Consider the following 16,262-nt stretch of genomic DNA (forward strand, 5'->3'; position numbering starts at 1 on the left):
GAGATAAAAAAGTAGGAAATTTGGAGGATATTTAAACAAATATCCTCATTTTCTAAAAAATCTTAAAGTTCTTTTAACATTCTTTCATATGCAGCTTTAGTTCCTGGGCGTACTTGAGTAAGTAAGCTTGCAATGATTATCACTGCTGAAGCAGCTACAAAGCCTGGAACTATTTCATAAATAGGGAAATTAAAGAGTTCTGCTAAATAATTTTTCCAAAGAACAACCATAACAGCTCCTGTTATCATACCTAAGATCGCTCCTACTCTTGTCATCCTACTCCAAAATAAAGAAAAAAGCATTACAGAACCAAAAGAAGCTCCAAATCCAGCCCATGCATAAGAAACTATACTCAAAACACTTGAGTTTTTATCAGTAGAAATCAAAAACGCTATTACAGCTACCAATAAAACACCTAATTTACCTAAATTTAATACAATATGACTTGGTGCATCTTCTCTAAAAATCTTTTTATAAAAATCTTCCGCTATAGTAGAACTTGAAACCAGCAATTGTGAACTTGCAGTACTCATAATAGCAGCCAAAATAGCACTGAGTAAAATACCTGCTATCCATGGATTAAATAAAAGTTGCGACATTACAATAAAGATTTTTTCAGGATCTTGAAGAGTAAGCTCAAATTTATGCACATAAGCTATCCCTAAAAGACCTATAAAGCAAGCACCTATCAAAGAAATCACCATCCAAGAAATTCCTACAAAGGTAGCCGCAGGAATATCCTTAGTAGAGCGAATAGACATAAAGCGCACCAAAATGTGAGGTTGTCCAAAATATCCCAAGCCCCAAGCAAGTGCAGAAACAATGCTTAATGCTCCTATACCCTCACCCATGGATAAAGCATTAGGCTTAATTTCTTCTATAACAGCCATAGCCTCACCAAAACCACCTAAATGATAAAGCATAACAGCAGGAACAACGATCAATGCACCCATCATTAAAAGTCCTTGAAGCAAATCCGTCCAACAAACTGCTTTATATCCGCCTAAAAAAGTATAAGCAACGATAATAAGCGTCCCAGTAGTAAGCGCATATTCATATCTTATACCAAAAGTTGCTTCAAATAATTTTGCTCCACCCACAAGTCCTGATGAAACATAAAAGGTAAAAAATATCAAAATGACAATCGCACAAACTATACGCAAAATATGCTTATCATCATCAAATCTTGTTTCGAAATAATCAGGTATTGTAATAGAATTTGCAATCACACTGGTATAAATTCTAAGTCTTTTTGCTACAAAACTCCAATTCAATAAAGCTCCGATACTAAGTCCTATAGCAATATAACTCTCTATAAGTCCACTTGCATACAAAGCCCCTGGCAAACCCATCAAAAGCCAACCGCTCATATCAGAAGCCCCTGCGCTTAGTGCAGAAACTACAGGACCTAAAGAACGCCCACCTAGGAAATAATCCTCTGTATTTTTATTTTGCCTATAAAAATAAAAACCTATATAAAGCATTAAAGCAGCATATGCCACAAACATTATCGCTATGGGGGTATTAATTTGAACTGTTTCCATTTTTACTCCTTGATTTAATGATTTAACGCTCTAATGCCTAAATTTCCATAGCGATGGAAAGATACACTTAAAGCTTTTTCGTTGTGATAAAATAAAAGCTCAAAACGACCATTTAATAATGGTTTTTCTCTTATAATGATTTTAGCAAGCTTTGCAGCCTCTTTATAAATCTCATCATTTACATCTGGCTTTGCTAAATAACGCACTCTTTCATATTCTTTAATACTCTTGATAAAATTTTCTTTATTTTCTTTTAAAAATAATACTTTTGCTCCTATGCTTTGAACAATTCGTTCTATCATACTAACATCTTGTTCATCATAACTGATACTTAGATCAATATTTGCAATATTTGCACCTAAAACCACACCTAAAACATCTTTTAAGCTTTCATTTCCACAAAGTCTTAAAACCATATTCTTTATTTTAGTATAAGAAAAAAGATTATCTTCTCCACGAATATTGACATAATCTTTTGAAACACTAAACTCGTTTTTATAATGATAAGCATAAGATTGAGACATTTTAATTAAATTGTTCATAAAATCTTGTGCTTCTTTTAAATCTATTTGTGCTAATTTTTTTGAAAATTTATCTTCAATTAAATGATCATCAAAATCTTCTTGCTTAATCTCTAAAAATTGAGTGATATAATTATAAATTCCCACTTTTCTACCCAAGCCTATAGCTGATTTTTTAATCCCACCAAAAGGTTGACGCAGCACTATAGCCCCTGTGGTTGGTTTATTGATATAAATATTTCCTGCTTCTATGTGAGTGTGAAAATACTCCCATTCTCTTTCATCTAAGCTTTCAAAACCTGCAGTTAAACCATAACCTGTGGAATTTACTATATCAATAGCTTCTTTTAAGTCTTTAGCCTTCATCACACTTAAAATCGGTACAAAAAGTTCATTCATATGAGTAAAATCACCCTTTTTAGTGCCATATTTTATGCCTGGAGTCATCAAATAAGGATTATCCTCTAAAAACTTAGGTTTTAATGCCCATTCTTCATAAGGTTGTAATTCATCTAAGGCCTTTTGAACTTTAGAACTTGGCTTATCAGCTAAAGTACCTAATTTATTTTTAAATTCAAAAGGATTGCCCACTGCCATAGAACTCGCAGCATCCACTAAAGTCTTTTTAAATTCTTCATCTTCATAAACTTCTTCTTCTAAAACAAGCAAAGAAGTAGCCGAGCATTTTTGACCGCTGTTGCTAAAAGCAGAATGAATGATATTTTTAATCGCACTATCACGATCAGCAAATTTAGAAACTATAGTCGCATTTTTTCCACCAGTTTCAGCACTTAAAAGCAAGGTTGGATTAGCTTTTAACATAGCATAAGCAGTATCCTCTCCTCCTGTAAGAATTGAAAATTTAATCGCTTCATCAATAAGTAAATATTTAGAAATATCACTTCCTTTTGAAGGTAAGAAAATCAAAGCATCTTTTGGAATACCCGAATCCCAAAAACACTTACAAAGCATATAACCTGTTAGAGTTGAAAGTGAAGAAGGTTTGTAAATCACCACATTACCTGCGGCTAGTGGTGCAGCTATAGTACCTACTGAAATTCCTATAGGAAAATTCCAAGGAGCTATGGTAACCCCTATACCTTTAGGTGTGAATGTAACTTTTGGATTTTGTTTTTTAAGCTCTTCTAAAGAGTGCGGATAAAACTCTATAAAATCAATAGCCTCACTTACTTCAGGATCGATCTCTAAAAAGGTTTTGCCCACTTCTAAAGCTGCCAAACCTATCAAATCCCCTCTTCTTTCTCTCATCAGTTTTGCACTTTTGGCTAAAATTTGATAAATTTCATCATGACTTTTTTGTGTAAATTTGGAATTTTTAGCTACTTCTAAAGCTTGTTTGATTTCTTTTTCTCCTGCTAAATAAGCCTTTCCTATAACTCTATCTTCGATCTTATCTTTAACTTCTAAAACATTTAAATTTTCTGCTTTAAAATCAAGTTCGCCTATAACAGGATAAACATCATAATCTTTTAAATTTTCATATTTAGCTCTTATGACTTTAGCCCACGCTCTATTTTGTGCTAAAATAAAATCCGTATCGCTTTCATTGCTAAATTTTTTACTTTCATAAGAACTTATGATATTTGATTCTTTATTTCTATCTTGCTTACGATGTGTAGTATTATCAAGAGTTTTTATGCCTTCTAAAGATTTTAAAAAAAGTTCTTTTTGGATATTCCAGTTTTTATCTCCTACTTTAAGATTGAAAAAATAACGCATAAAATTATCTTCACTTGTATTTTCATCAAGGCGTCTTACAAGATAGGCAATGGCATTATTAAAATGCGCTTCATCGCAAACTGGGGCATAAAGGATTAGATCATGCATTTTAGATAATTCATAAGAACATTGCAAACTCATACCTTCAAGCATTTCAAAAGTAAAAGAATCAAGCGCTCCTGCCTCACTGATGCGTGTGTAAGCATAAGCGATTTCAAAGATATTGTGGCTTGCGATACCCACATTGATATATTTGTAATTATCCCCTTCTAAAACAAAGTCAAGCATTTTGTTATAATTGCTATCTGTGTCTATTTTTTTATAAAAAGTAGGAAGTTCCCATCCTCTTTGACTTGCAATCGTTTCTTCGCTTTCCATATTTGCACCTTTTACAAAGCGAATTTTAATAGGTTTCATTCCTTTTAAAACTCTTTCTTTTGAAAAAGCAAAAAGTTTTTTAAGATACTCATAAGAATCAGGTATGTAAGCTTGTAAAACAATGCCCGCTTTAATATCAAATTTAGAAACACTTTCCATAAAAGCAGCAACGGTTAGTTCTAAATCTCTAAATTCTTCCATGTCAAGATTGATAAATTTACTCACACTCTGCTTTTTTTCTTCTTCTAAGGCTAAAGCATAAAGATGATCAAGTCTTTTAACCACTTCATCCTTGGAGTATTCAAAGTCAATAATATTAATTTGTGAAAAAATAGTAGTGATTTTAATCGAAATATAAGTGATATAGCTTGATTTTAAGGCTTCTTCGTATTTTTGCATACGATATTTACTCTCAGCTTCACCTAAAACCTCTTCGCCGATTAAATTCACATTTAAGGTAATTTTATCTTGCTCTTTTCTTTTCTTAATATGTGGTTCTAAAACACTAGGATTTGCATCTAGAACCATAGCTTTAGTATCTTCTCTTAAATGTTTGACAAAAAAAGGTACACTTAAATTAGGAGCAAATTTACCAAAATTTAAAAAGCTAAAGAGTAAGAATTTCTCAAAGGCACTAAAAAAATCCGCTATACCATACTTGTTTAAAGTATGTTCGATAAGCTCAAAACTTGCTCTTTTATCTTTGCATCTAAAAGAGCGATCGAGCAATTCGATCAGCATGACTTTATTTTCAGGATTGTTAAGAAGTTTTTGCATTTTAGCATGGAATTCTTTTTCAGAATTTGAAATATTTGCTTCTATTTTTCCTTGCAATTCTTCAGCTAAATCTAAGGATTTTTGTATCATTTTTACATCTCCTAAGGATAAAATAATATTTGAACTAGAAATGATATTGTAAATAAGGTAAAAATAACATTTTAAATTTAAAAAAATGTATAAAAAAGAATTAAAAAAAAGTTTTTATGAGTATATGAGTAACAAAAATTAAGAAAATAAAAATCTATCGTCTTGTTTAGCTACTGCTTTGGCAACAATTTTGGCTTTAATATTTTCATCTTCTAAAGCCTTAAGACATTCTAAAGCCTTTTTCTCTTCTATAGAAATTAAAAGCCCTCCTGAAGTTTGAGGATCACAAAGCAGTAAATCTTCCTCATTTAAACTAGGACAAAGCTCTTGAATAAAATCTAAATTTTTATAAGCTCCACCAGGAATCAAACCCATATCAAAATATTCTTTTACGCCCTCTAAATAAGGAAGTTTATCTTTAAAAATCATAAATGAAATACTATCATTTAACATTTCTCTTAAATGTCCTAAGAAACCAAAGCCCGTAACATCGCTCATCGCATTAACCCCAAAACGAAGTGCAATTTGACTGGATTTATAATTTAAACTCATCATGCTTTCAAGCATATGATCTAAATGTTTTTCTTCTAACATTTGCGCCTTTAAAGCTGTACTTAAAATTCCTGTTCCTAAAGGCTTGGTTAAAATGATACAATCTCCGATTTTAGAAGTATTATTAGCAATAAATTTACTAGGATGTACTTTTCCTGTAACACTAAGTCCAAAAAAAAGCTCGGTGCTTTCTATAGTATGGCCACCCACGACTAAAGCATTACATTCTTTAACTTTATCATTTGCACCTTCTAAAAGCTCTTTTAAGATGTTTAAATCATGATTGCAAGTATCAAAACCTACTATATTTAAGGCATTAATTACCTCTGCACCCATAGCAAAAACATCGCTTAAAGCATTTGCTGCAGCAATAGCACCAAAATGATAAGCACTATCTACTATAGGAGTGATAAAATCAAGCGTTTGCACCAAAGCTAAATCGGGGCTGATTTGATATACGCTTGCATCTTCATTATTTCCGATACCACTAAGTAAAGCAGGAGTTTTTTGCATGAAATTTAAAATTGTTTTAAGACCGCCCGGGCTTAATTTCGCTGCTCAGCCTGCTGCTTTAACAAAATGCGTTAAATTTTGATTTTTATATTGCAGTGTTTTTCCTTATAGAGTAATGATTTTTGCTTTACCAAAAAGCTCGTTTAAAATTTCATAAGCATTGCCTATATTTCCTATTTTAAGTTCTTTGCTTTTATTAAAAAATTCTAGACAAGCTCCACAACTTATGACCTCAATACCTAAATTTTCAAGTTCTTTCATAGCTAAATGTGCTTTATGATTTTCATCAACATTGATTAAAACACTTTCATTTACGCAAAGAATTTTACTTGGAGCATGATCTAAATTTTTTAAGGTACTTAAAAATCCTACAAGTAAATTTTGTCCCAATTCACCCTCACCCACTTTGTCGGCTTTTAAAAATAAAACATTATAATCGTGAATATTTACTTCACTAGAATCAAAATTCTTTTTTTGTACTTTGATGCAAAACTCTTGTGCATTTTCATCTACAACAGGGTTTAAATTTAAAGAGTTAAGAAATTTTACAACATTATTTTTTGAAATAATAGAATTTAAAACAATTTCTAAAATTTCATTTTCTTGAAGTTTTTCAAGAGCGTTTTTTGTTTCAACTATAGGCTGAGGACAAGATAGATTGCGACAATCAATTTTCATTATTTTTCCTTGATATTAGCTTTGAAAAATAATATTATTTTATTACTTGTTTTGTGTTTAAAAATTTTAAATAATATAGAAAAAATTTAAAAGCTCAAAAATGAGCTTTTTTAAAATCTTTTTTTATTCACATCTTCAAGAATTGCCGCAGCAATTTGATTGACTTCATTTGTTATATTATTGGTGACATTTGCAACTTCGACATTTTCCTTAGTTACAGTTTCAAGTTGTGCTATAGCATCGTTAATCTGTGTGATTCCTGCTGTTTGTTCTTTTACAGATTCTGCTACTTCATTTACGCTTTGAACAAGTATATTAATATTTGCCTCGATTTCAGATAAGGATTTTCCTGTTCTTTCCGCAAGCTGTCTTACCTCATCTGCAACAACTGCAAAACCACGCCCATGTTCTCCAGCACGTGCAGCTTCAATAGCTGCATTTAAAGCAAGAAGATTCGTTTGCTCAGCGATATCTTTAATCACATTGACAATATTTTTTATATCATCAGCTTGTGAAGCAACCTCAACTGTTTTTCCACTTACATTTTGCATAGAAGAATTAATCTCCTCTACGGCTGCAGCCGATTGTTCTAAAGAACTCGCTTGTGCATTAGAGCCATCAGCAAGTTTTTGCATAGAATTTTTTAACTCTTCTGACTGATTGGCTAAATCTTTAGCAAAATTTGAAGAAGCCAAAAGCATCTTTTTAATTTCTTTGCCTAAAATATTAGTTGTAATCTCAACTTCACCTTTAGCATTAAATACTTCTGTACTAAAATCAAGAGCCTTATAACTATCAAAAACTCTATTAATTTCATTCATATTAGAACCAATTTTACTTTGTAAAACATCAAGCATCCTATTAAGAACATTTTTAAGTTCTACTAATTGAGGATTTATAGGATTTTTAGTAATTCTTGCAGTTAAATTACCCTTTTCGATTTCTCTAGCAGTTTGCACCGATTCATCTACAGCATTTTGATCTTGTTCTAAAGATATTTGAATCTTTTCAATATTTTCATTTATGATTCTTCCCATTGCTCCTAACTCATCATTAGCACGAATTTCAATAGCCTTAGGTTCAATTTTTTCATGATTTAAAAAACGGAAAAATGATTCTAAAGAACTAAGAATCACAGGCAATCTAGATGCGACAATTTTTCTTACGCAATAATAAACCACTCCTAAAACAACAAAAATAAAAATAAAAGATGCACCAAGAATAATTAATTGTAATTTTTTTAAGGGTTTAAATACTGAATATTTAGGAGCAGTTACCAAAACTGCCCAAGAACTATCTTGCACTTTAAAACTATTAATCGCAGCATAAGAATCATCACCATCAGAAGCTATATAGTCAAAAACTCCATTTTTTCCTTCACTTATGGCCTTATAAGTTTCTTGTGCACCTTTATTAGGATTGACATCTTTTAAATTTTTTAAAACTAGATTTTTATTTGGATGTATCGCCATAAAACCATCTGAATTTAAAAGAACTCTTAATTCACCATCATATTTTTGACCTTTAGGGTCTAAAAGATAAGTAGCAATATCTGAAAAATCTAAAGTCATGCCTATGACACCTACAACTTGATTTTTTCGATCAAAAATAGGCATAGCAACATTTACAGCATTAAAATCTTGACCTTCTAAATTCATCTTAATAGGACGGCCTATATATACTTTATTTTCCCCATATTTTGCTTTTTTTAATATATCTTGCACAACTTGCAAATTAGCTATTTCATCACTAGCTTGTATTGCTTTTATTCCGCCTTTATTATCCTTTTCTTCATCAGCGTAAAGCATAACAAATTTTCCACTTTGAGTATTAAAAAATTTACTCTCTTCTTTAAAGTATTCTGGCGGATCAATAAGATACAAATAAGTAAAATTAGAATAAGCACTATTATCAAAAGTATTGGTTATAATATTTGTTATATTGTCTATATCTAAATCTTCTTTAGAGGTTGATCTAAACATTTCTGTTAAAGTACCTGAAATACTTTTATTTAAAGCGATCATTTCCCCAAAAATTCCTTGAGTTTGAGTAGCATATTCTTTCGTGATAGAAGCAAGAATATCTTCTGTATTTTTGGTAATATTTTGACTTACTTGTTTTGTGATTAATGAAATTAAAATAACAAGTCCAATAACAACAACAGCTGCCACAGAAAAAATAAGTTTTAAACCTATATTTAAAGATTTAAACATCTTATAACTCCTAAAAAATAAAAAATTTAGATTCTAATTTTAACATATTTTTAAAAAAATAATATTAATTAATTAATTATAAAAAATTATGTATTAGTATTTTTTGATAGAAGATTTATTTTTTTCCTTTTAAAAACAATTCTTTAAAGCGTTTATTAGCGTATTCTTCTATGTCTTTTTGCAAAATAGAGTAATTTTCCATCAATTCCATAGCTCTAGGAGTAAGTTTTGTTCCTGATTCTTTAGAGCGTCCTTGTCTTGTGCTAACTAAAATTTCTTGAGAATTTTTTTGTAAGGTTTGTAAATGCATCCAAGCTTTTTTATAATTAATCCCCATAAGTTTAGAAGCATGTAATAAACTACCTGTTTGTCCGATAAGTTCTAAAAGTTCTGTTTTTCCTCGACCAAAAAGCAAATCTCCATCCGCATTTTCAATCCAAGTTTTTGTTCTTACTATAAATTGCTTACCTTTTTTTTCTTTAAAACAACCAAGTTGACAATACTTTACATCAACCTTATAAGTTTTTAAAGCTGAACGCATACTTTTAAGTCCACAACCTTCTTTAGCAATATCTCTTGCATCTTTACAAAAAATTCTACGCTTTTCATCTAAACTAGGTTCTATTTTTTTAAGCACTTCAATCTTTGCTTTTTCAAAATCTAAATGTCCAAATTGCCCCAACTCGCAATTATCAATTCTCATGTGATTTTCATCGGCTAATTGTCCGATTTTTTCTATATTTATATTAAATTTCTTTGCAATTTTAAAAGCCGTACCACAATCTAATTTTTCATTGCTATTTAACAATTCTCTCATGTATGAGATGATTTCTTTTTCTTGATTTTTATCCATGAATTCTAAATTCTCCACTATAAATATTGATCTTATTTTCTCTAGCAAAACCACAAAGCGTTAAATCAAATTTTCTTGCTATCATAACCCCTAAACAAGTAGGAGCCGTGCGTGAAACAAGCACTGGAATTTTATGCATAACTGCTTTAGCTACCATTTCAGAACTTAGCCTTCCACTAACCATTAAAAAACATTGACTTAAATCAACCCCAGCTAAACGTGCTTTTCCTAAAGCTTTATCTATGGTATTATGTTGGGCTATATCTTCGCCTATAAAAAAAGTTTTCTCATCTACAAAAAGCTTAGCCGTATGCACACAGCCTGTTTTCTCGTAAAGCTCGCATTGAGTATAAAAAGTACTCATTTGTTTTAAAATTTCATCTTTGCTAAATTTTGCATCAGAACTAATTTTACTCGCTTCAATAGCTTCTGGATCGATATTGGCAGTATGTGCTCTACCGCAACCACTTATAACTACACCTTCAGCATTAAGCTTTGCTAAATTTTCTTTATCAATCTTTGCTTTAATATGCACACTCATACCATCATCTTTTGTTTCTATGCTCTCAATATCGCTTACTTTCGCAATGATATTTTCACTCATTAAATATCCTATTGCTAATGCCTGTTCATCTACAGGAGTTGCCATTAAAGCACCTACTTTTTCATCATTAATAAAAATTTCAAGCTTAATTTCACGCACTAAAGTATCATCGCAAGTAAATAAATCTTTGCCTTTATATTTTAAAATTTGAGTTGTAAATAAGGGTTCCATCATCTTCTCTTTAATATAAATTAAAATTATAAAAGTATTATATCAAAAAAATATAATTATAAGTAATATATGAAAAAATAGGCATTTCATTTTATGCATTTTTGATAATTAAAAGTATTTTTTATAAAATTTAGACTTAAAAAAATTTGTGAAAATCTCCCAAAAAATTTTTAAGAGATTTTCATAGAATAAAATTTTAAATTTTTACATTAGGATCATAAGAAAAACTAGGTTCAATTTGCTTTTTATTGCTTAATTCTTTATACCAATAGCTATGTAAAATATAAACCTCTTCTTCTTCTTTATATCCACTTACCATAGAATGAATACTTCCTTTAATAGCAAATACAGCCATATAAATGTGAATTCCAAAGAATACCGCACAAATGATTCCCAAGAAATTATGAATAATAGCTGAAAGTCTTAAAAGCTCAATTTGTGTTAAACCAAAAAGGCCTTGAATGGCAGTAGAATTAAAATCAAGAAAATACATAAATCCACCTGTAATTATCATCAAAAATCCACCAAATACAGCTATATAATACCAAGATTTTTGCCCAAAATTAAACTTACCTGCAGGTACAGGGCGTTTTACTTTGCTTAAATAACCACCTACTATCATCATCCATCTGATATCATAACTTGCAGGAAGCATTCTTTTAATCCACCATAAAAACATAGGGATTATAGAGATGATAAATAAAACCGTTGCAAAAGCATGTAAATTTTTACAAACCCTTACAAAAAGTCCGCCTCCAAAAGTCGCCCCAAACATCATCACAAAACCCGTAGGCACTAAAATCACCCAAGAAATTGCCGCGATAAAATGAAAAAGTCTTTCAAATAATGTAAAAGCATAAATTTTCTTTCCATCGTGTGAAAATTGCTTAGGTCCTATAACCATATAATGCAAAGCAAATGCAGATAATACCGCAATAACAGCGATTAAAGCTATAGTAGCTATATATTCACCTTGCAAAGTTGTCCAAAGTTTGCCAAAAGTATCATAATTTGGGATATTTGCAATACGATGAAAATCCCAAATTTGAGTATCTTGTCCCATTCTCTCACTACCATAAGCAAATAAACTCACTACGCTTAATAAAAGCGTTACAAATACTTTTCTCATAAGCGTTCCTTTCCTATGTAAGCAATTTTCCATTCTATGCTTTGTGAAGGATTAGCAATTCCATAACCCCTACTTTGCAATCTACTATGATAAATTTCTTCTATCTTAGAGCTTTCACCTACTAAAAGTGCTTTTGTTGAACACATAGCTGCACATACAGGTACTTTTCCTTCAGCGATACGATTTTGCCCATAAAGCTCTCTTTCTTTTTCTGAATTTGTACTTTCAGGTCCACCTGCACACATCGTACATTTATCCATAATGCCTTTGTTACCAAATACGCTATCTTTTGGAAATTGTGGAGCACCAAAAGGACAAGCGTAAAGACAATAACCACAACCTATACAAATTTCTTTATCATGTAAAACAATACCATCTGCACGGATATAAAAACAATCCACAGGGCAAACTATAGCACAAGGTGCATCATCACAATGCATACAAGAAATCGAAGTAGAAACTTCTTTTCCTTGTACTCCTTCATTAAGGGTGATGACACGACGACGACGGATATTAATAGGAAGTTCATGTGCTTCATCACAAGCTACCGAACATCCATTACAATCGATACAACGCTCATTGTCACAAAAGAATTTCAAGCGTTCTTTTTCTAAATTTGCAAAATTTACCTTACTCATCTTTTACACCCCATCTTTTGAGATACGGCATAAGCCGCCCTTGGTTTCAGGAATTTGACACATAATGTCATAACCATAATTTGTAACCGTATTTGCACTTTCTCCACTTGCATAAGGTTTAGTTCCTTTAGGGAAATTGTGCGTTAAATCCACACCCTGCATCACACCTGTAAAATGGAAAGGTAAGAAAATCATATCTTTTGCTACACCTGGATTGAGCTTGACTCTCACATGAATTTTAGTTCCTTCTGGAGAATGCACCCAAATCATATCCCCTGCTTTAATCTTTTGCTCGCTTGCAAGTTCAGGATTTATCTCACAAAACATCTCAGGCGTTAAACGAGTAAGATACATCGAAGCTCTATTTTCCATACCTGCACCATTTAAATTCACAAGTCTTGCTGTGACTAGATTAAGCGGGAATTCTTTAGAATAATCCTTAGCCTTTTGCACAGAAACAAATTTTGTATCCACACGATAAAGCGCTTTTTGATCCTCAAAACTAGGATATTTTTGCACCAAATCATTTCTTGGAGAATGAAGCGGCTCGCGGTGAAGTGGAATTTGATCTTTAAATGTCCAAACCACAGCCCTAGCTTTAGCATTTCCATAAGGCACTATACCTTTTTCTATACATTTAGTCGCTATGATATTACTATCATCATAAGACCAAATTGCACCCATTTTTTCTTTTTCTTGAGCACTTAAAGTAATACCTAAAACTTTTTCTATATTATCTTTAGTAATTTGTGGATAGCCTGTATTAATAGGCGAATTTAAAGGTGCATTTTTAGCAAGCAAACTCTCTCCTTCATACTCGAGTCCAAAATTATTTCTAAAGCCCATACCACCTTTTGCAACTTCAATATCGGTATTATAAAGCACAGGAGAACCTGGATGCTTATCACTCCAACAAGGCCAAGGAAGCCCATAATACTCACCAGCAACCTCGTCTTTTCCTTCTAAAGTTACCTCATCAAATTTATCCCAGTATAAAGTATGCTTTTTAAGCCTTTCAGGACTCCAACCATTAAGTCCTATACTTCTAACTGCTTTTGCAATTTCCCTTGTTGCATTTTCAGGCCAAACGATCTCACCTTTTTCATCGCGTAAGGTTTTAGTAAAGTCTTCATAAAAACCTAATTTTTTGGCAAGCTCAAATAAAATTTCTTGATCTTCTTTGCTTTCATAAAGTGGATCTACAACTTTAAATCTCCATTGCCCACTACGATTTGTAGCTGTTACACTTCCACTTGTTTCAAACTGTGTTGCTGCAGGTAAAAGATAAATTCCATCTTTTCTTTCTGCGATAATCCCTGCTTCATTTACAAAAGGATCGGCTAAAACTAAAAGCTCTAAAGCTTCCAAACCTTCTTTAACTTTAGCTTGCTGTGCAGTCGAAGTGATACCATTTCCCATTACCACTAAAGCTTTCAAAGGCGTTCCTGCATTATCCACTTTATCATTTCCATCTTTACCATTTAAGGCTGCAGCCCACCATCTAGCAAGTGAAAGTCCAGTTTTATGCATCCAATCTTTACTTACAAAATTTCCTAAAAGCCACTCATAATCAACGCCCCAAATCTTAGCATAATATCTCCAAGTCGCTTCATTTAAAGGATAATAGCCTGGTAAATTTTCACTCAAACACGCCATATCTGAAGCACCTTGCACATTATCGTGTCCGCGTAAAATATTTACCCCGCCGCCGAATTTACCTATATTTCCAAGTACCATTTGTACTATAGGTGCTAAACGTGTATTTGAAGTTCCTACAGTATGTTGAGTTAAACCCATAGCCCAAATAAGCGTAGTTGGTTTGTTTTTAGCTACTTCGTGAGTGATTTGCACCAAAAGTTCTTTAGAGATCCCTGTAACATTTTCCACTTCTTCAGCTGTCCATTTTGCTGCTTCTTCACGAATTTTATCAATTCCAAAAACTCTTTCATCAAGGTATTTTGTATCTTCTAAGCCTTCATCAAAGATGATTTTTAGCATTCCATACATGAAAGCAATGTCAGTTCCTGGACGAATTCTTGCGTAAATATCCGCTTTTGCCGCACTCTTTGTAAATCTAGGATCTACAACGATAAGCTTTGCACCTTTTTCTTTTGCTTTTAAGAAGTGTCTAAAACCTACAGGGTGATTTACTGCTGGATTTGCCCCAATGATAATGATACATTTACTTCTTTGAATATCTCCAAGATGGTTTGTCATAGCGCCATAACCAAATGTATTCGCCACACCGGCGACTGTTGCGCTGTGTCAAATTCTAGCTTGATGATCTACATTATTGGTTCCAAAAAATGCTGCGAATTTTCTTATATAATAAGCTTGTTCATTGTTTAGTTTTGCAGAACCTAAAAACATAACACTTTCAGGATTTTCTTTACGATAAGCTGCTAATTTTTCTCCGATTTCACTTAAAGCTTGCTCATAACTTATGCGTTTCCATTCTCCATTTTCTTTTTTCATAGGGTATTTTAAACGCACATGAGAACGCACCATATCGATCATATCAGAGCCCTTACAGCAATGGCCTCCCGAGCTAACAGGGTGATCTTGTGCGATTTCTTGGCGCAACCACACTCCGTTTTGAACTTCTGCAATAATTCCGCAGCCTACAGAACATGCGGTACATACACTCTTAATCTTTTGACTTCCTTCATAAGCTTCTTTTAATTCATCCGCATTTGCTTCTCTTAAAATTTCGCTTCTAGCTAGCAACGGACTTGCCAAACTTGAAAGCGCGGCCATTTTAAGAAAAGAACGGCGATTAAGCTTGATAGTTTCATTCATACTTGACATTATTCAGCCCTCATATAATATTTTTCCCAATTAGCACTTCTTTGATAAAGCACTTCCTTCTTTTTGCTTTTGCCTCTAACAAGATCCTTTCTTTCTTCATCTTGCCCAAAAGCTACACTTGCACCGCCTAAAAGACTTGCAGTACCCAAAGCAATAGCAGATTTTTTAAGAAATTCCCTGCGATTTTTCACGAGATCTCCTTTGTTTATTTGCTTCTCTTCTTAAAAATTCAGAACGAGATAAATCATTTTGAACTTTCTTAGAAGGTTTTATAGTAGGTTTTTCAAGTTCAAAACAATATCTTTCAAATTCTATAAACTGCGCAGCAATATTTGCTATTTCTTTATAAAGCTTCGCTTTTGAATTTGAAAAAATAAGCATTAAAAATTCATCAATGCCTTGATTGATGACTTTTTCAAACAATGCCTTAGCAAGTTCATCTTCCTTATTTTTTAGAAATTCACTCATCAAAATAAAACAAAATCCTACACTATCTTCAGCTTCTTTAAAAATTTTTTCATTGCGACGGATTGTACTCTTAGCTAAAATCTGCCTTACATTAAGCAATGCTTTTGAATTTTCAAAACCTTCTTCTATATAAGAGAAAGTCATAGGAATAGTATTTTTAAGTGCTAAAAAAAGCTCGTCGTATTCCTTATAAAATACTTGGAGATCTTGCGTATCTTTTAAATTAGAAAGTAAAATTTCAAAACTTGTTCTTAAACTTTCATCAAATAAACCCTCTTGCATAGCTTCTAAATAAGCTTTTAAGTTACACAATCTATTTTCGGAAAATGAAAAAACGAAAAGTTCTCCTAAGCACTGATAATAAAGACTTCTAGCTAATCTTAGTTTTTCTAAATCCATTTTTAACTCATTCAAATTTTTGAAGATTTGTCGTTAAATAATTTGCAAAATAATATTATGCAAATTACACCTAATTTTCCTTCTTAATCCTTATTTTTGACTGATTTATCTTAATATGATTTGTTTTAAAAGGAACTGAATTTCTCTTAAAAATCTGCCTGATATGAAAAAATAGAATCTATCCTT

The 16,262-nt window shown here is 32.0% G+C and carries 12 protein-coding genes; all 12 read right to left on the reverse strand.

Going from position 1 to position 16,262, the window contains the following annotated elements; all coding sequences use genetic code 11:
- Positions 1 to 62: 62 nt before the first annotated feature.
- The 12 genes from putP to BGS43_RS03570 all read right to left on the reverse strand — a co-directional run bounded on the left by putP (position 63) and on the right by BGS43_RS03570 (position 16,076).
- Positions 63 to 1,544 (reverse strand): sodium/proline symporter PutP, encoded by a 1,482-nt coding sequence (putP, locus tag BGS43_RS03515; RefSeq protein ID WP_096568802.1) that lies wholly within the window; start codon positions 1,542 to 1,544, stop codon positions 63 to 65.
- 14 nt (positions 1,545 to 1,558) lie between these two features.
- Positions 1,559 to 5,050 (reverse strand): proline dehydrogenase family protein, encoded by a 3,492-nt coding sequence (locus tag BGS43_RS03520; protein ID WP_096568805.1) that lies wholly within the window; start codon positions 5,048 to 5,050, stop codon positions 1,559 to 1,561.
- Between the two features lie 138 nt (positions 5,051 to 5,188).
- The gene (selD, locus tag BGS43_RS03525; RefSeq protein WP_079273012.1) at positions 5,189 to 6,211 is read right to left on the reverse strand and encodes a selenide, water dikinase SelD; all 1,023 of its coding nucleotides are present in this window, start codon (positions 6,209 to 6,211) and stop codon (positions 5,189 to 5,191) included.
- Between the two features lie 9 nt (positions 6,212 to 6,220).
- Positions 6,221 to 6,793: a sulfurtransferase-like selenium metabolism protein YedF gene (yedF, locus tag BGS43_RS03530; protein WP_042963452.1), complete on the reverse strand. Its 573-nt coding sequence runs from the start codon at positions 6,791 to 6,793 to the stop codon at positions 6,221 to 6,223.
- Positions 6,794 to 6,903: 110 nt separating this feature from the next.
- Positions 6,904 to 9,006, reverse strand: a complete 2,103-nt coding sequence (gene ccaA, locus BGS43_RS03535) for an aspartate chemotaxis receptor CcaA (RefSeq protein WP_025399251.1) — start codon at positions 9,004 to 9,006, stop codon at positions 6,904 to 6,906.
- Positions 9,007 to 9,121: 115 nt separating this feature from the next.
- Complete coding sequence (locus BGS43_RS03540) at positions 9,122 to 9,859, reverse strand: winged helix-turn-helix domain-containing protein (RefSeq protein WP_002822570.1); 738 nt, start codon at positions 9,857 to 9,859, stop codon at positions 9,122 to 9,124.
- Positions 9,852 to 10,634 (reverse strand): formate dehydrogenase accessory sulfurtransferase FdhD, encoded by a 783-nt coding sequence (fdhD, locus tag BGS43_RS03545; RefSeq protein WP_002825904.1) that lies wholly within the window; start codon positions 10,632 to 10,634, stop codon positions 9,852 to 9,854. The genes BGS43_RS03540 and fdhD overlap by 8 nt, the downstream gene beginning before the upstream one ends.
- 196 nt (positions 10,635 to 10,830) lie before the next feature.
- The gene (locus BGS43_RS03550; RefSeq protein ID WP_096568807.1) at positions 10,831 to 11,763 is read right to left on the reverse strand and encodes a formate dehydrogenase subunit gamma; all 933 of its coding nucleotides are present in this window, start codon (positions 11,761 to 11,763) and stop codon (positions 10,831 to 10,833) included.
- On the reverse strand, positions 11,760 to 12,401 hold the full coding sequence (fdh3B, locus tag BGS43_RS03555) for a formate dehydrogenase FDH3 subunit beta (RefSeq protein ID WP_002779352.1): 642 nt from the start codon (positions 12,399 to 12,401) through the stop codon (positions 11,760 to 11,762). Before fdh3B ends, BGS43_RS03550 begins: the two co-directional genes overlap by 4 nt.
- 3 nt (positions 12,402 to 12,404) lie before the next feature.
- A complete protein-coding gene (locus tag BGS43_RS03560; protein WP_079742052.1) occupies positions 12,405 to 15,209 on the reverse strand; it encodes a molybdopterin-dependent oxidoreductase in 2,805 nt (934 codons plus the stop codon).
- A complete protein-coding gene (locus tag BGS43_RS03565; RefSeq protein ID WP_002779484.1) occupies positions 15,209 to 15,400 on the reverse strand; it encodes a twin-arginine translocation signal domain-containing protein in 192 nt (63 codons plus the stop codon). Before BGS43_RS03565 ends, BGS43_RS03560 begins: the two co-directional genes overlap by 1 nt.
- The gene (locus tag BGS43_RS03570) at positions 15,375 to 16,076 is read right to left on the reverse strand and encodes a TorD/DmsD family molecular chaperone (RefSeq protein WP_002790288.1); all 702 of its coding nucleotides are present in this window, start codon (positions 16,074 to 16,076) and stop codon (positions 15,375 to 15,377) included. The genes BGS43_RS03565 and BGS43_RS03570 overlap by 26 nt, the downstream gene beginning before the upstream one ends.
- Positions 16,077 to 16,262 lie beyond the last annotated feature (186 nt).

This window comes from Campylobacter sp. 110, from assembly GCF_002383965.1.
GTDB classification, from domain to species: Bacteria; Campylobacterota; Campylobacteria; order Campylobacterales; family Campylobacteraceae; genus Campylobacter_D; species Campylobacter_D coli.